Below are 21,356 nucleotides of genomic sequence, written 5' to 3'. Positions count from 1 at the left end.
AAACAATAAGATATTATTTTTTATTAATGTTAATAATTTAATTGAATTATCGAATTTAATTGGGTACAATTAGATTGTTATAAATTTACTAGCAATTATATTGAGGAGGAGAATAATTGTATCTCGCAGTTAATATTATTGGTTTACTTATCTTCCTTCTAATCGGTTGGCTCTTTTCAAAGGACCGCAAAAAGATCGATTGGAAGGGTATCGGTATTATGGTAGTCTTCAACCTTTTAATGGCGTTCTTCCTGGTTAAGGTTCCGTGGGGACGTGACATCGTTAAGGGCTTGGCTGCTGGATTCGATACATTGATTCAAGTCGCATACAAAGGGATCGCATTCTGTATTCCAAGTATGGTTCACGTGAAGAACATGGACTTCTTTGTCAGTGTCTTGTTGCCAATTCTTTTGGTCGTTCCATTATTTGATATTTTAACTTACATTGGTTTCTTACCATGGGTTATCAAGTGGATCGGAAAAATTTTAGCATTTATTACTCGACAACCAAAGTTCGAATCATTCTTCGCTGTTGAAATGATGTTCTTAGGAAATACTGAAGCCTTAGCAGTTTCATCCCTTCAATTAAAACAAATGAAGGCATCTCGGAACTTAACTCTTGCAATGATGTCAATGAGTTGTGTTACAGCTTCAATTTTAGGTTCATACATGCAAATGATGCCGGCTCAATTCATTTTGACTGCAGTCCCGATCAACGTGATCAACGCTTTGATCGTAACTGCAATGCTTAACCCGGTTGAAGTTTCCGAAGCCTAAGATACAATTGCCACAATGAAAGGTTCAGCAGCCAAAGAATCAGGCGATGTTGAAGCTGATGGTAAGAAAGAACCATTCTTCTCATTCTTAGGTGACTCAATTTTGGGTGCCGGCCGTTTGGTATTGATCATCGCTGCTAACGTTATCACATTCGTTGCTTTAGCCGCATTGATCGACAAGATTCTTTCATTAGTACATATTTGGTCAATGGAAAAGATCCTTGGTTACATCCTTTACCCATTTGCATGGCTCTTAGGGATCGGCGGCGATCCGCATACTGTCTTACAATTAAGTCAGTACATGGGAACAAAGTTGATTACCAACGAATTCGTTGTTATGGGGAAGGTTTCACCAATCATCCATACCTTTGCACCACACTTTAGAGCTGTCTTGACAGTCTTCTTAACATCATTTGCTAACCTTTCAACAATCGGAATGATCATCGGTTGCTTCAAGGGAATCGTAAATCGTGAAAAGAATGACTTAATCTCAAAGAACGTTGGATACATGCTTCTTTCAGGAATTCTTGTATCACTTCTTTCAGCTGCAATGGTTGGATTATACGTTTGGTAAAAGACTAAAATTAAAGATTAAAAAAGGTCGCATGCGGTGCGGCCCTTTTTGTTTTCGTCGTTTTATTTGCTATAATAATCAACTGTGATATTTTTTACGGAGGATTATTGAATGAATTCAAAAACTTTACGCGCGGTTACCGCGACGGGAATTTTATCATTTGCCGGGATTGTTGTTGAAACTGCGATGAATGTTGCTTTTCCAACGCTCATGAGTGATTTTCATGTTTCAACATCTGCGGTGCAGTGGTTGACGACCGGATACTTACTGGTTCTTGCACTCGTAATTCCAACATCGTCATTTTTAAAACGCAGCTTTAAGACGAAAAACTTATTTATAATTTCAAACTTATTCTTTATTTTAGGAACGGTTGCGGCCATGGTTGCGCCATCCTTTGCAATTATTTTACTTGGACGATTGATTCAAGGTATTGGAACCGGAATCGCATTACCGTTGATGTTTAACATCATTGTTGAACAGGTCCCGATTTCCAAGACCGGAACGGTAATGGGCTTTGCGAACTTAATCATTGCAATTGCGCCGGCAGTTGGACCAACAATGGGTGGTTTCATTGTTAAGATGTTTGGCTGGCGGGTTATTTTCTTAGTATTATTACCGCTGCTAGTGATTTCGTTGATTCTTGGAATAACTTCAATTACCCAGAAATCAGCGATTGAACACTTAAAATTTGATTTCATTAGTTGGATCATTTTAGCAATTGCATTCAGCAGCCTAGTGTTTGCAACGAACCAAGCTTCAATTTCTGGGTGGCTTGACTGGCGGGTCATTGTTTTACTGTTAGTCAGTGTGATTGCCATCATTGGATTCTATAAGTATTCAAAGAAACCGCAACATCCGTTAATTCGAACTAATGTATTTTTAAATTGGCGGTTTGATTTAAGTATGATTGCGCTGATGATTTCGCAGTTTAGTATTTTAGGAACAAGCTTCTTGTTACCCAACTTTGCGCAATTATCACTTCACCAAAATGCATTCATTGCTGGTTTATTGCTTTTGCCAGGAACAACGCTGGGAATTTTCCTGTCGTTGCTTGGCGGAAAGATGTACGATGTTTGGGGAGCGCGGAAGCCGATCATGCTAGGATTCATTTTGTATGCCATTGCCACCTTGCTTTTCAGCATTTTCATGCCGAAGATGACGATTTGGATGATTATTATCTTCTTTGCAATTGCAATCATGGGACAGGCATTTAGTTCTGGAAACACGATGACAAGCGGGCTGCACCAAGTTGAGAATCAATTCAGCACCGATGCGAATGCGGTTTTGAATACCGTACAACAATTAGCTGGTGCATTGGGAACTTCAATTGTCGCAACGATCGTTGCCGAACATCAAAATGTAACGCATCAGATTGCCTTTGGAACCATGATCGGGGTTCGAACGGCATTTTGCCTGCTGTTTATCCTACAATTGATTGCATTGTTATTTACATTTTTAGTTACCCAAAAATCATCAAAGGAAAAATAAAATGGTTACAGTTAATGTTATTTTAGGAAGCAACCGTCAGATTGCAATTGGCAAACGATTGCTTAAATACCTTGAAAATAAAATCGCACCGTTCGTCAGTGAACTCGATGAAGTTACCTTCAAGTTCATTACGTTAGATCAATATCACTTGGATTTCTTCCATGAAGACTTACCACCGATCAATAATCCGGAACGGGGGCTTGCGCCAAACGAACAGCAATGGATCGACGACATGCAAACTGCTGACGGATACATCTTCATTACTCCGGAATACAATCATTCAATTCCGGCCGTTTTGAAAAACGCAATTGATTACCTTGCATTTGAAGGAAACCGGAAACCAGCCAAAATCATTAGCTACGCCGATAATATGCGCGCTGGTCAATTTGGTGGTGAAGCCCTGCGCGAAGTGATCAATCGGTTAGGATTTATCACTTTACCAATGATTACCACGGTCGGTAAAATTACAGCAAACTTTTCAACGGATGGCTTTTTGCTTGAAGATGCGCCATCTGGAGCGTATTACCAGGAGAAATTGCTGGAAACCTTGCATGAAATCAGCTTTTACAGTCGAATTTTAAGGGAGCATCCATATCAAGAATTTAATGATTAATGAAAAGGAGGTTGTGATATAAATCACAATCTCTTTCTTACTACCAAGAGGAGTAATTGAGTTGAAAAAACAATTTTTTGATCAAATTTTGGCTAACAGTCTTATTCAGGCAAATTCAAATCATTCTAACCAATATCTTGCACCGCAAATCATTACCAATCAGCCGCAAGATTGTTTATGGCAACATCTTAAATACGAATTGTTGCATTGTAAGGAATTTAAATGGGCAGTGGCTTTCATTACCCGTGATATGTTGACGCCGTTAAAAGTGATTTTAAAGGAGCTGGCAGATAAAGGCGTGCATGGGACCCTAATCACTGGAACATATTTAAGGTTTAATGAGCCCGCTGTCTTTTGGGAATTACTGAAGATCTCTAATCTTGATGTTCATATCGTGAATACTCCCGGATTTCACGCGAAGGGGTATTTCTTTGATTACGATGAATATCAAACGGCATATATTGGAAGTGCGAATTTTACCCGCAGTGCACTGATTCAAAATCAAGAGTGGAATTTACGCCTAACCTCAATGCATCAGGGAAAGTTTGTTAAACAACTTAACCTGGAATTTGACCGGTTACAACAACAAAGTGTCCCGTTAACGGGTGATTGGATCGATGAATATCAGGTAGGTTATGTTAAACCCCAACCGCAACGCCCGCAATCTAAAATATCAGCCCATCGATCAGCTGCAATCACGCCCAATAAAATGCAGGCAGCTGCCCTTAACGAGTTAGAAGATTTGTATTATCAACAACACGCTTCGCGAGGACTGATCGTTTCAGCAACAGGAACGGGAAAAACTTACTTAGCAGCTTTATGGACGAAGAAATTTAAGCCGCACCGTTTTTTATTTGTTGTTCACCGCGAACAAATTTTGTTAAAGGCCAAGGAAAGTTTTTATAAAGTAATTGGCGGGGCAAAATCTGATTTTGGAATTTTAAGTGGCAATCAACATCTAAAAATAATCAATTAATTAATATATCAAAGGATATTATTTCGACTACTTTGTTTAAGAATAATATGACAATTAATGAATCAATTTTACAACGTATAAAGTCGCTTGACACTAATATTATAGAAAAGCAAATAAGATTAATACAGTTATCTTATTTATTAACTCCTTTTGATATTAAAAAATCTTTAACAAATCACGAAAACTCAACTTATATAACAGATGTTTTAGATAATTATATTAAACACATTGATGAACTAGGCATTATTTTCGAAAATAAAAATGAAATAAATATTGGATACTCATATCCGGGGTTACTAAATTTTTCAGGATGGTTAATTGTTATTGCAAAATATCGGCCACAATTTTTGTCTTCGAAAAAAGTCATTTCTATATATAAAAAATTATTGGCTGCAAATAAGAAACAAAAAATTAAAGATGATAGTTTATTAACCGGTTGGGCTGGAATGGAATACGCAAGAAAAATAATTACTTCACATACAAACGAAAAAATATATTCATTTCCATTTAAGTTTAATAAAACAAATCAAAAAATAGATGATGCTATTAACTTTACGGAAAATATTCCTTTGAATCAAAATGTTACTAATTCTCCATACTTAACAGGAGCCTTGGCATATGTATTTAAGCAATAATATTTTAAAAGAAAAAAATCGAGAATTACTTGAAAATCTTTCAAATGAAATTTTTTCTTTAAAGAAAGAGACAAAAAGTGTAGCTATTATTGACTACGGAATTAAATCAAACAGTCCATACTTATTATCAAGATTTAAAAAAATACAAGGAGATTATTCAAATTATTGGCACGGTAATGCAGTTACTTCTTTGATAGGCATGTTTAACACGGAAGAACTTGTTTTAAATAGTTATAAAGTCAGAAAAATCAAGCAACTTCCTGAACTTCTGAAAAGTGCCATTAAACAGGGCAATAAGGTTATTAATATCTCGATGGAAGGCATTTTAAATCTTTCTAACAAAAAAGATCTAAATTTATATCATAGGTTGGAAAAAATAACACATACCGCCAAAGAATCGGGGGTGAGGATAATAACATCTGCCGGGAATAACAATTTATGCTTAGATGAGTTAAACAATTACAAAATAGTCCCAGCAATGTTAGAAGACGTTATAACAGTTGGAGCTTTAAATCGGAAAGGAAAAAAGACAAATTATTCCAATTATGGAAAATACGTAAATGTATATGTACCCGGGGGAGAAAAAAATTTAAATTTAAACGACAAATTAAAAGTATTATTTACAACCCCAAATAGCGAATTCATTATGAATTTATTTGGAACAAGCTTAGCTGCTGCAATTGTAACTGGAGTAATTTGTAACGGAAATGGGGATATGTTTTTATGATTGAACTTAGGCATGTAAGTCGTAATTTTAATGGTAAGACAGCAGTGGATGATTTAAATTTTAAATTATATCCAGGAGAAACATTAGGAATCATTGGACAAAACGGCGCTGGGAAATCAACGACTTTTAGAATGATCATGGGATTTATTTCACCATCAAAAGGGCAAATATTAATAAATAATAAATTAATTGATGAGAAAGTGAGAGGTACTTTTGGATTTATGCCCGAAGAACGTGGATTATATCAAAATGAAACAATAATCAATCAAATGACCTATTTTGGAGAATTACACGGAATGAGCCATTTGAATTTAAGAACAAACTTAAGAAAATGGATGAAAAAACTAGACGTAGTCGGTAATTTTAATGATAAAATAAAAGATTTATCAAAAGGAAATGCTCAAAAAATTCAACTAATAGCTGTACTAATGTTTGAACCAAGGTTAATTATTTTAGACGAGCCTTTCTCAGGGCTTGATCCAGTTAATGCTGAACTATTAAATGATGCGATTTTAGAATCAAAAAGAAAAGGATCAATGATAATATTTTCAAGTCATAGTATGGAAAATGTAGAAAAAGTTTCTGACAAAATATTGATGCTGAAACATGGGAAAACAGTTTTAAATGATGAGATAAAGAATATTTATAAGGGATTTATTAGAGAATACCTTACAATTAATGGAGTTCAAAATACAGAGTTTTTCAAAAAGTACAATGGCGTTTCAGACATTAAACAAATGAAAAATGGGAACATAAAAATGAAATTAGTAAATGAACGAATAGGTAGAATAATTTTCAAGGATATTGTCAAAGAATACGGTTATGTTCCGTTATTTAATCAATCATATCCTTCATTAGAGGAAATCTTTAAACGAAAGGCTGTCGATTGAAGATGCTTTTAAAACTAAATAAAATGATTTCTTTAAATTTACATCAATTTATAATAATCACTGTAGGAATTATCTGTACTGCGATATGCAATGTCGCCTATCCATATAGTCTTAAATATATATTTAATGAATTGGCAAATAAAAACATAAAACAATTGTCAATAATACTTATAACGATACTATCTGTATTGATAATACAGGCAACAATATCATTTATAGTTAGTCGTTTCTTATCAAAAATTGTTCAAACTTATCTTTTTGAGAAAAAATTGAAGCTATTTAATTGTATGTTATCTGTTGATTTCCAAGAAGAAAGAGAAAAATTTAAAACTATTATTAATAGTGATTTCGAACAATTAGGACAACAAATTGTTAATTTTTTTATATTGATAATATATTATTCAACCTTAATTTTATCCTATATAAGCGCTTTATTTTCTCTAAATGCAAAATTAACATTAATACTTCTATTAACTATTCCATTAATATTATGTACTAACATAATACTCGGGATTTATATCCAAAAAATATATTTTAAATCTAAACATTATCTAGATGCTGTTAATAAAAACATTACGGAGTTTATTAGTGGTAATCTAATAATTAAAGCTTTTTCAGCACAACAATATATTTTAAAAAAATTTAGTATTAATAATAAACTTTTGAAAAAGAATAACATATATTACGATACTTTACAGGCATTTTCTAATAGTTGTGTTGCGTTATTTTCAATAGTAGCACCTTTTATAGTTTTATCGATAGGGATAATTTATGTATTAAAAAAAGAGATGAGCATAGGAACTTTAATTGCCATATATACTTTTGCGGGTGCAATTTTTTCTCCTATAAGCAATTTAATGCAAATTATTCCTTTAAAAAAAGAAATGGATGTCTCTATTGAAAGAATAAATGGTTATTTTAAAAAAATTTCAGAATTAAAAATAGTCGATAACTATAATGGCACTGACTATGTTAACAAGATTAAAATAGATAATTTAACTTTTGGATATGATAGAAATTTAGGATCTGTGAGCATATCAATTAAAAATGGTATTTACTTTATTGATGGTCCAAATGGATCAGGGAAAAGTACATTTTTAAAAACCTTAGCTAATCTGATTCCTAAAAAAAAAGGGAAAATTTATCTAGGAAAAAATATTAAAAAAATATTATATGTCACAAATGATGCGTTTGTATTTGATGGAACAGTTAACGAAAATATAATTATTGGACTAAATAAATATAACAAAAAAGAATATTCAAAAATTGCTAAGATATTAAACCTCAACTTAAAAATAGATGATATAGCCAAAAAAGATAATAAAGTATTATTGAGTACAGGACAAATTCAGAAAATAAAAATAATACGAGCTTTACTTGATCGAAAAAATAATGTTGTTATCCTAGATGAACTGATAAGTAATTTAAATGAGGATATACAAAACAACTTATACGAATATCTAAATACATTATCAAACACTGTGATTATTATCGTTGACCATAATATGCCAGCTAAATGGCATAAATCATTTACGCGCATTCCAATTCAACAACTTTAGACATATGAGGGAAAATGCTATGTTACTTATTTTGCTTTGTGAAGATAAACCGGTTCAACTAAAAGAATATTGTACAATTATTCAGAATCATATCATGATAAACGAATTCAATAGTAAGTTACAAATCGCAACGTCTAATCCAATCGATATCATTGATTTCTTGACAAGGGAAGCTATTGAAATCTTTGATAAGAATATTTTAGTATTCATTGATATCGATTTAAAAAAAGAAATTACAGGCCTTGAACTTGGAAAATGGGTCCGGACTTCCTTTCCGCTTGCTCAAATTGTGTTTATTACTACTGACATAAAATATTTACTCCTAGCAGTTGAAGCGCGAATTTCTCCGCTTGATTATATTATCAAGAATCATTCTAATTACAATATAAAAAGTCGAATTGAAGAAGATCTGCGATATGCATACGACTATTACTTACAATGTTTAAATTTAAAAAAAGAGTTATTCAAATTTAAATTAGGGCATGAAATCAAAATTTTGCCATTAAATGATATTCTTGCAATCGAAGCTTCAACTAGTCCTCATAAGGTAATTTTATCTACTCTAAGCGAAAAAATAGAATTTTCAAGTAGCATCAAAGATATTCATCGGCAACACATAAAATTATTGAAAATTAACCGCGGGATCTTGGTTAATCCCGAAAATATTATTCATTTTGATGTAAGTAAAAGGTTGGTTACATTGACTAATTCATGCAGGTATGAAGTTTCATTTCGTCGTATAAAAGATGTTAAAAAAGCAATTAAATCTCCCTGACCAAAACTAAATATAGCAAAAAAAGAACTAAGTTTTCTTTAAAATAGAACTTAGTCCTTAATTCATTGGAAATAGCCATTAAATTTTATTTCTTCGGCTGATAATTTAACCCAATTACCGCAATAATAATCAAAATCGAGCCAATAATTTCGGCAACGCTAAGTGTTAATCCCATTAAGATGACTGAGCCAAAAGTCGCCGTAATTGGTTCAAAGGCATCCAATAAACTCATAATCGTTGGGTTGACGTGTTTAAGTGCCACCGAGAATAACAGAAACGGAATGATCGTTCCAATTAAAATTACGCCGATGATCTCAACAAAGTTTATCGGCGCTAAACTTACTTTGGGAACCACCGGATGAAAAATCGATAACGCAATTCCTGCAATCAAAATTCCCCAACCGGTGACCGTAAGCGCGTCATATTTTTGAAGTAACTGACGGGGACTAACCGTCGTTGTCATTACTCCAACTGCAGATAGAATTCCAAAAAATAAAACGGCTGGCGTAACTGCAAGATGGGTAAATCTGCCGTTCGTCGCGACCATTGCTACCCCAATAAAGGCAACGATCGCACTGATGATTTCAATTCGCCGGGGGAGTTGATGATGAACTAATGCCATGTAAAGCATTACAAAAAACGGACCAACAAATTGAAGAATCGTCGCAATCGATGCGTTCCCATAATTCACCGTAATGAAATAAAACAACTGATCTGGAATCATGCCAATAATACCGTAAATCAAAAATTGAAGGACCGCATACCGGTCATAAAAAACGACAAAAGGGTGGCGGCCACAAATGGCTGCTAATAATACCATGATTCCGCCCGCAAAAATCATTCGGATCTGCGTAAGAAAAACTGGTGTCATTTGCGGAACTTCAAATAGAAACTTTGCAATAATTCCTGATAATCCCCAAAAAATTGAGGCAATCGCTCCGAAAACGATCCATCGGCGGTGATGACTTACTTGCAATTTGATTTTCCTTCTTTCTCTCATAAAGAAAGCCGTGACAATTGTCACAGCTTTCGCTTTTATTCCAAATTGGAATTTATTATTCAAAGTCATCTTCAGTTGCAGTGATTTTAACGATTTTCAATCCTAAACGGTTAGCTAGTTGAACTGGATACCAACTATCATCTTTGTCACCGTCAAAGTCCATAAACGGTTTGGCATCCATCCAAAAATCACTGTAAGTTACTTTTTCATGGCCTTCTTCACCACTAACTGAACTAACATAACCCTTTTCTTTACTTTTAAGTACGAATACACTATCTAAATTCATGGTTAAGATCTCCTTTACTACTTTCATTGTAAAAGATAACTCTTTAATATCCAAGAAATTTCACGAATTATTTTGTAGCGGTATATTCTTTTTTTCCAATCAGAATAATTAAAATGATTCCCACTAGACTAAGACCCCCGATGTACCACCAGCGCATTGCAAGATGGGTGCCGCCAAGATAAAAACTGCTGATCATTGTGATTAATAAGACACTAACCATGCCGATCCATTGTATTTTCGTAAAAGCTTCACCGATTGAACTGCGTTGTTCGCGCCGGGTCACATATGGCATGATAGCGCCTAATCCAATTAAAACAATAATTGCAATGAGGTTGATTGCTAATTCATACCACCATGTTTCAGAAAATTGACTAACATCTTGTGGAGCAATTCCTAAAACCGTTGCAACGGCTGTAACAATTAGCATCCACCATCCAACGACCAGTGCAAACTTTTGATTTTTAATAAAGACATATTCAGATGGAAATTGCGTCTCTCGTTCACGAATTTTGATAAATGCAAAGAAAATCCAACAAGTAACCCCAGGTGAAACGATACCATTTAAATTCAGCAGCCAATTGAAAATGTCGTTCATGTCAGGAAGAAAAACCCCTAATCCAATAATAAAAGCACTTAAAACGCAAGTTAAAATGTACCCATTAATTGGCAATCCATTTGCATTGGTTTTTCGTAAAAATTTTGGCATGTATTTTGAACCAGTATCGGAAATTAAGATTCGTGTCATTGCATCTAATAAAACAGCTAACAAAGCACACATATAGAAGACTTCAGTCCATGCAAAACAATACATAAAAAAGTTTCCAACATGAAATTGTCGACCAAGGGCTTGAAATGCATAATAGGAACCGTTCATTTTAAGATCATTTGGTAAGTGGTGAGCATTGAAGAATACTCCAAGGGAAAAGGAACCAAAAATCGTTAAGAATGCGGTCATAACTGCTAACATAATCATTGCTTTAGGAAAGTCAGATTTCGGTTTTTTCATACGAGTAACGAATGGAGCAACCAATTCAGCTCCATTCATTGCATAAATCAACATTCCAATTGTTGCAAAATATTTAAAATTAAAAGTTGGAAGAATTGCATGCAAATTAAACGGTTGAGTTGCAATATGGCGACCTTCAACTAACGCACTGAATGTCATGATTACAAATAAAACAGTCATGCCAAACATTGCAACCCCACCAATTGTACTTAAAACTTCCAATGAATTTTTAAAACGTGATTGAATAAAAATAAAAATTACAAAAACCAATAAACTCAATAATGCAAATTTAGCGTTTGAAAGGTGATTTTCAAGGGAATCATTCCCGTTGAAACACCATCCTAATCCGACAACCACCGAATTAGCTGTATCAACAACATATGGGATTGAGGCTGCCCAATAAGTCCAAGCGGTAAAATAACCGAGAAATTCGCCGCTTGTTCCGCGTACCCACGAACTTAGACCACCGCCTTCCTTACTAAAGACTGATCCGAGCTGGCCGACCATCAATGAGTAGGGAATCACGTAAATAAATAACATGATTACCCAACTTGAAATTACACTTAATCCTTGATTTTGAAAGTTATAAATCAAATCATCAAACCCAATAACGGTTACAAAATCCATTAATGCCAACACTGGCCATGTAATATAGGATTTTCTTGATTGATTAACATCCGCCATCATTTTTGAATTCACTCCTTTAATTAAAGTATCAGGTTAATTTTACCTTAAATTCGGAACGAAAAGAATAAACAAAATGATATTATTGGAATTTTAGAAAAATTTATTTATCAAAATCACTATAAAATTCAGAATAATTTAAAAATAATTCTTATTTTAGTCTTTTTTTTCATAGATATCTTTTGGTATTATTTACTTGTAAAGTGAAAATATAATAAATAAAGGATGTTGTTGAATGACAAAGAAAGAAGTTTTACTTGTCACCAACAAAAAAGGATTGAGCGATTCATTAATTTCGGTATCAACTAATTTAGAAGTTTTGTGGGCGGGGGACCATGAACAGGCACTTACAATTTATCAACGGGAACGTAATACAATTCAGGCAATCATTATTGACTGGGACGATCCCAAAATCAATGCGGCCGATGTGATTGGACAAATTCATCATGAAAGTAACGTTCCAGTTGTCGCAATGGTTAGCCATGATAATGTAAATGCCGTTGTAAGTAATTCAGCAGTTAATGATTACGTAGTTAAACCATTTGGAACAGAAGAATTATTGGCACGAATGCATGTTGTAATTCGACGAAATAAAACTCGGACAACAGTTAATGATAGTATTTATCGTATTCAGGATTTAACATTAAATTTAAAAACTAGTCAGGTTTATCGAAATGGCGAAAGTATTCGGTTAACCCACCGTGAATTTCAAATGCTTCTATTGTTATTTGAACATCAGGGAGATGTGTTATCCCGGGATATGCTTTTAGATCAAATTTGGGGTAAAGATTTTAAAGGACAACAAAATATCGTTGATGTCTATATTCGATTGTTACGGCAAAAGATTCACGATAATGACCGTTCAAATCGAATTATTCGAACTGTCCGGGGAATTGGATATAGCTTGGGTACCAAGTAAACTGGTAACTTTCACACATTTTTCTTAAATATCAAAAATCTTTCATCAAAAATCTGAGGCTTAGTAACTGATTAACCAAATTATTCTTTTATAATTAGTTTTGTTAAGTTATAGGAGGTAATTTGTATGAAGAAAAATAATAAATTAGTTCTTTTAGGTGCTGCACTAACAATGACTGCAGGGTTCAGCATGATCGGCGCAAGCGTTAACGCCGATCAAGTGATTAACGCTGGCCAATATACCGAAAATGCCCAACAGTTACAACAGATTTTTACAAATAAGAATAAAAATTTCTCATTAAAAGAAGTTTCTGTTGAAAACCACAGCGACAATAAGCAAGAACCGGTTTATGAATTAAAAGGGTTCAACGCTAAAAAGACTCAGAGTGCCAAAATGGTTGTTAATGCTGAAAAGACTAACCAAATTATCAAAAACAAGACGAAAAAAATGTCTTCAAGTGATAAAAAGGATGCCAATGCATTAAATATTAATGATGTAAAGAAGAGTCCGGTTGATGCGATCAACTTGGCAAAGAAGTACGCTAACGTAAATGGCAATCCAACATCATGGAAACTTGAAATGAAAAAAGTAAATGGAACTGAAACTCCAGTTTATGAAGTTGAATTTGATGGGACAGTGACAGCAGTTAGCTCATCTTCAGTTTCATCCGCTAAAAGTTCAAGCGTTAAAGATGCTAAAGCTAAGAAGAGCTCAAAAGCATCAAGCAAAGCAGCTAAGAGCAACAAGAAGGTTACAGTTAAGTTAAATGCTACTAATGGAAATAAGATTTCTGTTAAAAATGAAAAATAAATTATAAAACTAAAAGGGTAATTTTACTAAAAAATACGTGATAATGTTGACAATTATCACGTATTTTTTATTTAGAAAAGTTATATTACTTTAATTTAAAAATTAATTATTTCTAATTTCATTAAAGCGGTATAATTAAATTGTAATATTAAATTATTGAAAGGATGTTTTGAATGGAATCCGAAGATGGTTCGAAGAAAAAAATGGGATTGTTAGCGCTCATTTTAATGATCGTTTCCTCAATCTACGGAATTGGGAATACGGCAATTGGTTTTTACCAGATGGGGTATGCCGGGATTATTTGGTATGTATTGGCAGCTTTATTATTCTTTATTCCTGCTGCGTTGATGTTTGCTGAATACGGCTCTGTCTTGAAAGATGCTCATGGGGGAATTTATTCCTGGCTTGAGTTTGCAGTTGGCGAAAAATTTGCTTTTACTGGGACATTTATTTGGCTTGCTTCTTGGATCATCTGGTTATTAACTAATACTTCGATGAACTTCATTAACTTTTCAGAGGCATTTTTTGGTAAAGATACAACCCAAAATTGGCATTTATTTGGCCTTTCTTCTAACGCAAGTTTAGGAATTTTAGGAGTAATTTTTATTTTTGTTGTTACTTTCTGTGCTATTCGCGGATTTGATAAAATTTCTAAAATTGCTTCAATTGGAGGAATTTTTGTAATCTTATGTTCAGCGTTTGTATTCTTAGGAAGTATTGTTTGCATTATAATGCAACATGGTCATTTTGCACAGCCAATTACAGCCAGCGGATTCGTTAAATCTCCTAATCCGTTATTCTCATCTCCATTAGGGATGCTTTCATTTATTGTATACGCCATCTTTTCATATGGTGGAATGGAAACAATGGGAGGTGTTACGGATAAAGTAAAGAAGCCTGAAAGAACCTTCCCTCAAGCGGTTATTATTGCTGGTTTGTTCATGATTGTTGCATATGCCGTTTTGATGTTATTCTGGGGTGTAACAGCCAACTGGAACCATTTATTGAATCATTCAAATGTTGACTTAGGAAATGTTCCATATGTATTGATCAGCAATTTGGGTTATACGTTAGCAGTTCATTTTGGAGCATCTTTAGTTGTTGCAAATGAGGTTGGAAAATGGCTTGTACGAATTATGGGATTGGTCCAACTGTCAGCCTTTACAGCAACATTCTTTGTAATGGTTTATTCACCGTTGAAATCGTTTATTATGGGCTCACCTAAGCGTTTTTGGCCAAAAAGTATTACTAAGTTAAACGATAAAAAAATGCCGGCCAACGCAATGTTATGGCAGGCAGGGTTAATTTCGGTTGTATTATTATTAATTTCATTTGGAGGTTCAACCGCACAAGGGTTTTACACAATTTTGATTGATATGATGAATGTTTCTACTTCAGTACCATACTTATTCTTGATTGGTGCCTTTCCATTTTTCAAAAAGAAAATGGCAGGTAAAAAACAATCATTTGAAGTTTATAAAAGCAAAAAAACCACATGGATTTTTACGGTCATTGCTTGGCTTACAGTCCTATTCGGAATTATCTTTTCAGTGATTAAGCCGATTTTTGATCACGATATCAAGACCTTTATTTGGACCGCAATTGGACCGGTATTCTTTGGGGTTTTAGCGCTAGTAATTTTATACTTTGATAATAAACGAAACAAAAATGCTTAATTATTATTTATGATTAGCAAAGGTCATGACGAAAGTCATGATCTTTTTTTATAATTAATAATTCAAGATATTGATTTTCATAATTGGAACCAAATTATGAAATAATTGAAAATAATTAAATTTTAGAATTCGCCTTTGGTAAAATTTGATAAACATTTGGGATGTAAAAGGGAAAAATATCGATAAAACCCGCGTTTATAAATAGTTCGCAATTTAATTTTTTATAAAAACAAAAACAGCTATTTGTTGTTTAATTTATTAAATAATGCGTACAATAAGTATTGATGTGTTGTTTAATGTCTGTTAAAATTACAAACATAAAGGAAGGAGCTGTAAGAAATGGAAAATACTGTTGAAAATGCTATTCGATTTTTAAAAGATGGAAAATTCATTATCTTGGCAGATAATGAATCAAGAGAAAATGAAGGCGATTTGGTTGCCTTGGGTGATCGAATTAAACCGGAAGTTGTTTATCAAATGTTAGGGATTGCTAATGGGTTAATGTGTGTACCCATCAATTCTAAAATTGCCAAGCGCTTAGGGTTCAAAGAAATGGTAGAACATAGTACCGATCCGAATGAAACACCGTTCATGGTCACAACGGACGCCACTTTTGAATCAACTGGAGTAACAACGGGGGTGTCTGCATATGATCGGGCAGCAACCATTAGAAAAATTGCGGATCCCGCATCGAAACCGGAACAATTTAATCATCCTGGCCATATTCAACCACTTATTGCTCAAGATAAAGGTATCAGAGTCCGGAATGGTCATACCGAAGCAACCGTTGACTTAGCTTATATCGCTGGTGCAGAACCGGTAACGGTCATTATTGAAATTTTAAACAAAGACGGAAAAATGGCTCGCCGGGATGCATTATATAAATTAGCCGAAGATTATCAGATTCCAATGATTACAATTGGTCAAATTGAACAGTATCTTGATGATCACGATATTGAATATGCAGCTAAATTGGCAGAATAATTTGTTTTTAGATATAATTAACGGGTTATTGTAAATTTTGGAGGGAAAAAAGATTGAAAAAAAATCGTAATGTAGTCGCATTTGCTGGAGTAATGTTTCATTTAATGATTGGATCAGTTTATGCGTGGAGTGTGTTTTCAAAACCAATTGTTGCTCAGACACATTGGAGTGAGGCATCCGTTTCATTTGCTTTTAGTCTTGCGATCTTCTGTCTTGGGATGTCCGCTGCTTTTATGGGAAAAGCGGTTGAAAAATTTGGACCAACAATTACAGGAACTGTTTCAAGTATTTTATTTGGATCTGGAATTGCCCTTACTGGATTAGCCATTCATTTACATTCCTTAGCATTACTTTATTTAGGATATGGTGTAATTGGCGGAATCGGATTAGGTGCAGGGTATGTTACTCCCGTTTCTACCATTATCAAATGGTTCCCTGATCGTCGCGGATTGGCAACTGGTTTAGCTATCATGGGATTTGGATTTGCAGCATTGCTTACAAGTCCTGTTGCTCAAGCCTTGATTAAAGCAATTGGTTTGGTCAATACTTTCTATGTACTTGGTTTAGTATACTTTGTTGTGATGATTATTTCTGCACAATTTATCAAACGACCAAGTGAAAATGAAATTCCTAAGGTTGAAAATTCTAAAACAACAATTAAATCAACTTTCCTTGATGGCAAACAATTTACAGCTAATGAAGCTGTAAAAACACGTTCATTCCGTTTGTTATGGCTTATGTTCTTCATTAATATCACTTGCGGAATTGGATTAGTATCAGCAGCATCTCCAATGGCCCAGTCAATGACTGGAATGACGGTTACCAAAGCAGCCGTAATGGTCGGCATTATTGGTTTATTCAATGGGTTTGGACGATTAGTTTGGGCAACTTTATCAGATTATATCGGTCGTCCGAATACATTCTCATTGATTTTTATTGTTGATATTTTGATGTTGGCATTAATGTTGATTTTCAAACTGCCATTTATCTTTACAATTGCCCTTTGCTTATTACTTTCATGCTATGGGGCAGGTTTCTCGGTTATTCCTGCTTACCTTGGCGATGTTTTCGGTACTAAAGAGCTAGGTGCAATTCACGGATATGTTTTAACAGCCTGGGCAGTCGCAGGCTTAGTTGGTCCTGTATTATTATCGGTTACCCATGAATTGTTGCATACATACACCGTTACAATTATTGCATTTATCATCATTGATGTAATTGCCTTATTATTCTCATATCATATTCGTAAAGACTTTGTACGTGAAATTAGAAATCTTGAACAAGAAGCATAATTTAATTTAAATTTTATTTTTCTAAATTATCCACTCCCTTATGATTTACCTTAAATTCTACTTATCGCTAAAGAGATTTGATTAAGACTAATTATAATTTATAAACCATATTTATTTAGGGTATATTTTGTTTAAACAACGTGCATAAAATAAAAAAACTAACTGTTAGCCAGCAGTTAGGTATCCATAATGTTATTCTTTACAAAATATCCTTGTACCAATGCTTGTTGGGTGCTTGATAGCCTTAAACAAGTATTAAAAGGTTAACTAGTACGTGTATATAAAGAAATCGTCCGTTTGAATTTAACCAATTCATTCGGGCGTTTTTTATATGAAATTACGTTTAATATCAAGAATGGGTAGTTCTTCTTCATAACGACACTTAAGCATTATTTAATACTTTCTGTTGTAGCACACTCACTTCACGAGTTTAAAAGCCAATCAATTAAGTTTACTTTTTGAATTCCGTTATAATTTGCCGTTCGATTAATTTGATCTAATGTGATTAAATACTTCGGATATTGATCATTAATTGCCTGTAACGAACGTAACTCACGTTCAAGTGTTTTTTTATCTAAGGTTGTTAATGAAACCTGATAATATTTAATATTTTGCTTGGCATCAATCGCTACAAAATCAACCTCGTACTTCCCCGTATTGCCAACATAAACCTCATATCCACGACGCTTCAATTCCAAGAAAACAATATTTTCGATAACATGGCCAAAATCTTGCTGATGGTCTGCTAACAGTAATCGCCGAAGCCCAACATCAACAGCATAATATTTTTTCTGAGCACCTAATAATTGGCGTCCACGAATATCATACTGACTTACTGGATACATAATTAAACTGTCTGTAATTCCTGTTAGATAGTTGCTAATTGAAGGATTAGATGTTTTATATCCTGAACTTACCAAAGTATTTTTTATTTTATTTACATTTACTAAGCTTCCAATATCACTAAACAAAGTCTGAATAATTCGTTCAAGAACTTCAACATCACGAACTGAAAGCCGAGCTACAATGTCTTTTAAAATCACCGTTGAATAAATTCCTTGCAAATATTCAAGTTTTTCTTTCTCAGAACCAATAAATAATGTATACGGAAATGAACTTTCTAAATATTGATCAAACAGTTCTTCATTCTTTTTGGTATTGTTATTTTGACGATTCCATTCCACATATTCTTTAAACGATAATGGCAACATCTTTAATTCAACATAGCGTCCGCTTAATACCGTTGCAATATCACTACTTAAAAAATATGCATTGGAGCCCGTCAAATATAAATCAACATTATCCTTTAAAAATAACGAATTGACTGCTTTTTCAAAGTGATTAACATTTTGAATTTCATCTAAAAAGACATAATTCATTTTATCTGGAATCAACTGTTTTGAAATGTAATGATATAACTTGTCTGCTTGAGTATACGGTTCATTATCCATATCTTCAAAATTTATTGTAATTAATTGAGCAGGTTGAATCCCTTCATCAAGTAAATCGTTCTTAAACAATTCAAAAAGGGTTGACTTGCCTGATCGGCGAACACCAGAGACAATCTTAATAATTTTCTTATCTTGGTGGCGATGCAAAAAATCAAGATATTCTTTTCGTTTCACATACTTCAATCTGATTAATCTCCAATCTTCTAAAATATACTTTAATTCAAATAACATTGTAGCATATTTTTAAAGTATACTTTAAAAATATGAATAATTAAAGCGATATTTAAAATACAGTTTAAATATATACTAAACATGACTGTTATCACACTTTTATAAATTATTATTTATTAGATACATATTTTTATTAAAAGGATAAATATGAAAGAATTTCAGTTATTCCATTTGTTATATTTTTTATTAAATTTTTTAAAGCGATTCTAGTTGGTACGTTACTTCTAAAATCAATAATTAATTTAATTGTTGCATATACAGTATTAACAATCAGAATAAATATCAATAGAAGTAAACAAAACTTAATTCCAGATTTTATATCACTAGTCATTTTATTCTCCCTAAACTGTTTTTTTACATTATATCATTATCAAAAATAATCTTTTTATAAATATACGTATATTAACGGTTTGTATTAGTAATATAGTTCCTAAATTAAATTGACATTAATGTGAATATATGTTTATATTAACTTAATTGTTATATATGTGAATATTTCATAAATCATAAAGGATTGGATATTTAGAAGAAAATATTATGCGAAGTGTAATTTACAGTATTAGTACATTTCTCACGGGCATCATGGCAATGTTAACGGTTGGAATTACTAGTAATCTTGCTAATGGATTAGGAGTTCCTAGTCGATCACTAGGAATCTTGATTTCAGTTTACACTTTAACATTTGCAATTAGTGGTCCGATTATTAACACAGTATTAAATAAAGTTCATGATCAGCCCGTGATTATTACAAGTTTTATTATCTTCACGTTAGGAAATCTACTTGCATTTTTTAGTAAAAACCTTTCAATGCTAGTTGTTAGCCGTTTAGTTACAGCCATTGGCGCTGCCACACTTGTAGTGCGCTTATTAAATCAGGCTGCAATCATTACCCATTCCGGTTCAATTCTTACAACTGTTTATATGGGATTTAGTTTAGCCAATGCCATTGGGCTTCCTTTAAGTACCTTTGCGGGTGAATATTTAAATTGGAGATATATTTTTCTCATCATTTCAGTTCTTTCAGCAATTGTTACCATCATTTTTGGAATTGATTCTGATAAATTAATATTAACGGATAACATAGCTGTCACGAAGAAAAACAATCAAGCTTTGGGGCAGGAAAACACTGACGAATCACTTAAATTCATATCAATTATTATTATCACCATGTTAGTGTTGGCTGCCAATGCAAGTTTTATCGCATACCTTTCTCCTTTTTCTAATAAAATTGGATATTCAAATAGATATTTAACAATTTCGATGCTTATTCTCGGAATCGGCAGCTTAGTCGGTTCTAAAATTGGTGGTAGTTTAGGCGATAAGAAAAAGCCGCAGATATTCTATCAAATGGCGTTAATTTTATTTTTAGGATCTGCTATTTTAATGTTATGCGTTGCCCGTGTTAATTTGATCATTTTTTGGATTATTTTGTTTTTATGGAACGCCACGCAATGGATTACCGGGCCGCTTGGAGTAATGTTAATTACCAAACTAACAAATAAATACCGTAATACGGCACTTTCGTTTAATACAACTGCCCAAAATCTAGGGGCAAGTCTTGGTAGTTTTGCGGGTCAGATGTTTTTAAACACTGCCGCAATTCAGTATTTACCAATTGTTTCAATTTTATTTTTAGGGATTGCACTTATCATTTTGAACGCCAGTAAATTAAAACTTAATCAATAATTTACTAGCTTAATAGGAGGGGAAAATGATGATGAAGTGGTTTGCAGATAATCAAGAAAGGGCCCAAAATGCGTTACAAATTTTAAATGCATTATATAGTTCTTTTACTGAAAAACCAATAAAAGACTTAATCTTAAGATATATTAATGAGTTAAAAGCGCCTCATATTCCAGTTTCGAATATTCTTAATACATTCAACCTAGAAGCTGCTAAATGCTTACGCGAAAATTCAATTTCATTAACCGCAGAACAACTATCTAAATTTAAAAGATTAAGAGCATTATCAAATATTAAATATGGAAGTTCAATTTAAAGAGTT

General features: G+C 33.3%; 19 protein-coding genes and 1 pseudogene. 16 read left to right on the top strand and 4 right to left on the bottom strand.

Going from position 1 to position 21,356, the window contains the following annotated elements; all coding sequences use genetic code 11:
- The first annotated feature begins 116 nt into the window (after window positions 1-116).
- The 9 genes and pseudogenes from FC64_RS06500 to FC64_RS06460 all read left to right on the top strand — a co-directional run bounded on the left by FC64_RS06500 (window position 117) and on the right by FC64_RS06460 (window position 9,012).
- Window positions 117-1,349, top strand: a pseudogene (locus FC64_RS06500) (NupC/NupG family nucleoside CNT transporter).
- Window positions 1,350-1,460: 111 nt separating this feature from the next.
- Window positions 1,461-2,837, top strand: a complete 1,377-nt coding sequence (locus tag FC64_RS06495) for a DHA2 family efflux MFS transporter permease subunit (protein WP_057907089.1) — start codon at window positions 1,461-1,463, stop codon at window positions 2,835-2,837.
- Window position 2,838: 1 nt separating this feature from the next.
- Complete coding sequence (locus FC64_RS06490; RefSeq protein WP_057907088.1) at window positions 2,839-3,450, top strand: NADPH-dependent FMN reductase; 612 nt, start codon at window positions 2,839-2,841, stop codon at window positions 3,448-3,450.
- Between the two features lie 61 nt (window positions 3,451-3,511).
- Window positions 3,512-4,426, top strand: coding sequence for a DEAD/DEAH box helicase family protein (locus tag FC64_RS06485; protein ID WP_057907087.1), 915 nt, complete (start codon window positions 3,512-3,514; stop codon window positions 4,424-4,426).
- A gap of 47 nt (window positions 4,427-4,473) precedes the next feature.
- The gene (locus tag FC64_RS06480; RefSeq protein ID WP_057907086.1) at window positions 4,474-5,061 is read left to right on the top strand and encodes a hypothetical protein; all 588 of its coding nucleotides are present in this window, start codon (window positions 4,474-4,476) and stop codon (window positions 5,059-5,061) included.
- A complete protein-coding gene (locus FC64_RS06475) occupies window positions 5,045-5,788 on the top strand; it encodes a S8 family peptidase (RefSeq protein WP_057907085.1) in 744 nt (247 codons plus the stop codon). Before FC64_RS06480 ends, FC64_RS06475 begins: the two co-directional genes overlap by 17 nt.
- Entirely contained in the window at window positions 5,785-6,678 is an 894-nt protein-coding gene (locus tag FC64_RS06470) for an ABC transporter ATP-binding protein (protein WP_057907084.1), read from the top strand. Before FC64_RS06475 ends, FC64_RS06470 begins: the two co-directional genes overlap by 4 nt.
- Window positions 6,679-6,680: 2 nt before the next feature.
- Window positions 6,681-8,237, top strand: coding sequence for an ABC transporter transmembrane domain-containing protein (locus FC64_RS06465; protein WP_235804851.1), 1,557 nt, complete (start codon window positions 6,681-6,683; stop codon window positions 8,235-8,237).
- 19 nt (window positions 8,238-8,256) lie between these two features.
- The gene (locus FC64_RS06460) at window positions 8,257-9,012 is read left to right on the top strand and encodes a response regulator transcription factor (protein ID WP_057907082.1); all 756 of its coding nucleotides are present in this window, start codon (window positions 8,257-8,259) and stop codon (window positions 9,010-9,012) included.
- A gap of 85 nt (window positions 9,013-9,097) precedes the next feature.
- Here the strand turns inward: FC64_RS06460 and FC64_RS06455 are convergent, their stop codons facing one another.
- From FC64_RS06455 to FC64_RS06445, 3 genes are all read right to left on the bottom strand, one after another.
- Entirely contained in the window at window positions 9,098-9,988 is an 891-nt protein-coding gene (locus FC64_RS06455) for a DMT family transporter (RefSeq protein WP_235804843.1), read from the bottom strand.
- 79 nt (window positions 9,989-10,067) lie between these two features.
- Entirely contained in the window at window positions 10,068-10,298 is a 231-nt protein-coding gene (locus tag FC64_RS06450; protein ID WP_057907081.1) for a hypothetical protein, read from the bottom strand.
- A 67-nt stretch (window positions 10,299-10,365) separates the two neighbouring features.
- Complete coding sequence (locus tag FC64_RS06445) at window positions 10,366-11,991, bottom strand: APC family permease (RefSeq protein WP_420805062.1); 1,626 nt, start codon at window positions 11,989-11,991, stop codon at window positions 10,366-10,368.
- A 232-nt stretch (window positions 11,992-12,223) separates the two neighbouring features.
- On the opposite strand from FC64_RS06445, the gene FC64_RS06440 reads away from it, so the two are divergent.
- The 5 genes from FC64_RS06440 (at window position 12,224) to FC64_RS06420 (ending at window position 17,669) form a co-directional block, all read left to right on the top strand.
- Complete coding sequence (locus FC64_RS06440) at window positions 12,224-12,907, top strand: response regulator transcription factor (protein WP_057907080.1); 684 nt, start codon at window positions 12,224-12,226, stop codon at window positions 12,905-12,907.
- 126 nt (window positions 12,908-13,033) lie between these two features.
- Window positions 13,034-13,717 (top strand): PepSY domain-containing protein, encoded by a 684-nt coding sequence (locus FC64_RS06435; protein WP_057907079.1) that lies wholly within the window; start codon window positions 13,034-13,036, stop codon window positions 13,715-13,717.
- A 173-nt stretch (window positions 13,718-13,890) separates the two neighbouring features.
- Complete coding sequence (gene yjeM / locus FC64_RS06430) at window positions 13,891-15,393, top strand: glutamate/gamma-aminobutyrate family transporter YjeM (protein ID WP_057907078.1); 1,503 nt, start codon at window positions 13,891-13,893, stop codon at window positions 15,391-15,393.
- A gap of 339 nt (window positions 15,394-15,732) precedes the next feature.
- Window positions 15,733-16,377: a 3,4-dihydroxy-2-butanone-4-phosphate synthase gene (gene ribB / locus FC64_RS06425; RefSeq protein WP_057907077.1), complete on the top strand. Its 645-nt coding sequence runs from the start codon at window positions 15,733-15,735 to the stop codon at window positions 16,375-16,377.
- A gap of 53 nt (window positions 16,378-16,430) precedes the next feature.
- Window positions 16,431-17,669 carry an L-lactate MFS transporter gene (locus FC64_RS06420; RefSeq protein ID WP_057907076.1) on the top strand — a complete coding sequence of 413 codons (1,239 nt, stop codon included), beginning with the start codon at window positions 16,431-16,433 and terminating at the stop codon, window positions 17,667-17,669.
- A 422-nt stretch (window positions 17,670-18,091) separates the two neighbouring features.
- Here FC64_RS06420 and FC64_RS06415 read toward each other — a convergent pair whose 3' ends face one another.
- Window positions 18,092-19,351, bottom strand: coding sequence for an ATP-binding protein (locus tag FC64_RS06415; RefSeq protein WP_057907075.1), 1,260 nt, complete (start codon window positions 19,349-19,351; stop codon window positions 18,092-18,094).
- Window positions 19,352-19,888: 537 nt separating this feature from the next.
- Here FC64_RS06415 and FC64_RS06405 point away from each other — a divergent pair.
- Entirely contained in the window at window positions 19,889-21,037 is a 1,149-nt protein-coding gene (locus tag FC64_RS06405) for an MFS transporter (protein WP_057907073.1), read from the top strand.
- Between the two features lie 28 nt (window positions 21,038-21,065).
- On the top strand, window positions 21,066-21,350 hold the full coding sequence (locus FC64_RS06400) for a hypothetical protein (RefSeq protein ID WP_057907072.1): 285 nt from the start codon (window positions 21,066-21,068) through the stop codon (window positions 21,348-21,350).
- The last annotated feature ends 6 nt before the right edge of the window (window positions 21,351-21,356 follow it).

This window comes from Ligilactobacillus araffinosus DSM 20653 (assembly GCF_001435375.1).
In the GTDB taxonomy this organism is placed as follows: domain Bacteria; phylum Bacillota; class Bacilli; order Lactobacillales; family Lactobacillaceae; genus Ligilactobacillus; species Ligilactobacillus araffinosus.
This window is presented reverse-complemented; position numbering and strand designations above follow the sequence as displayed.

Coding starts and splice junctions, on each gene's coding strand:
- FC64_RS06495 (WP_057907089.1), top strand. CDS start 1,461: ATGAATTCAAAAACTTTACGCGCGGTTACCGCGACGGGAATTTTATCA.
- FC64_RS06490 (WP_057907088.1), top strand. CDS start 2,839: ATGGTTACAGTTAATGTTATTTTAGGAAGCAACCGTCAGATTGCAATT.
- FC64_RS06480 (WP_057907086.1), top strand. CDS start 4,474: ATGACAATTAATGAATCAATTTTACAACGTATAAAGTCGCTTGACACT.
- FC64_RS06475 (WP_057907085.1), top strand. CDS start 5,045: ATGTATTTAAGCAATAATATTTTAAAAGAAAAAAATCGAGAATTACTT.
- FC64_RS06470 (WP_057907084.1), top strand. CDS start 5,785: ATGATTGAACTTAGGCATGTAAGTCGTAATTTTAATGGTAAGACAGCA.
- FC64_RS06465 (WP_235804851.1), top strand. CDS start 6,681: ATGCTTTTAAAACTAAATAAAATGATTTCTTTAAATTTACATCAATTT.
- FC64_RS06460 (WP_057907082.1), top strand. CDS start 8,257: ATGTTACTTATTTTGCTTTGTGAAGATAAACCGGTTCAACTAAAAGAA.
- FC64_RS06450 (WP_057907081.1), bottom strand. CDS start 10,298: ATGAATTTAGATAGTGTATTCGTACTTAAAAGTAAAGAAAAGGGTTAT.
- FC64_RS06445 (WP_420805062.1), bottom strand. CDS start 11,991: ATGATGGCGGATGTTAATCAATCAAGAAAATCCTATATTACATGGCCA.
- FC64_RS06440 (WP_057907080.1), top strand. CDS start 12,224: ATGACAAAGAAAGAAGTTTTACTTGTCACCAACAAAAAAGGATTGAGC.
- FC64_RS06435 (WP_057907079.1), top strand. CDS start 13,034: ATGAAGAAAAATAATAAATTAGTTCTTTTAGGTGCTGCACTAACAATG.
- yjeM (WP_057907078.1), top strand. CDS start 13,891: ATGGAATCCGAAGATGGTTCGAAGAAAAAAATGGGATTGTTAGCGCTC.
- ribB (WP_057907077.1), top strand. CDS start 15,733: ATGGAAAATACTGTTGAAAATGCTATTCGATTTTTAAAAGATGGAAAA.
- FC64_RS06415 (WP_057907075.1), bottom strand. CDS start 19,351: ATGTTATTTGAATTAAAGTATATTTTAGAAGATTGGAGATTAATCAGA.
- FC64_RS06405 (WP_057907073.1), top strand. CDS start 19,889: ATGCGAAGTGTAATTTACAGTATTAGTACATTTCTCACGGGCATCATG.
- FC64_RS06400 (WP_057907072.1), top strand. CDS start 21,066: ATGATGAAGTGGTTTGCAGATAATCAAGAAAGGGCCCAAAATGCGTTA.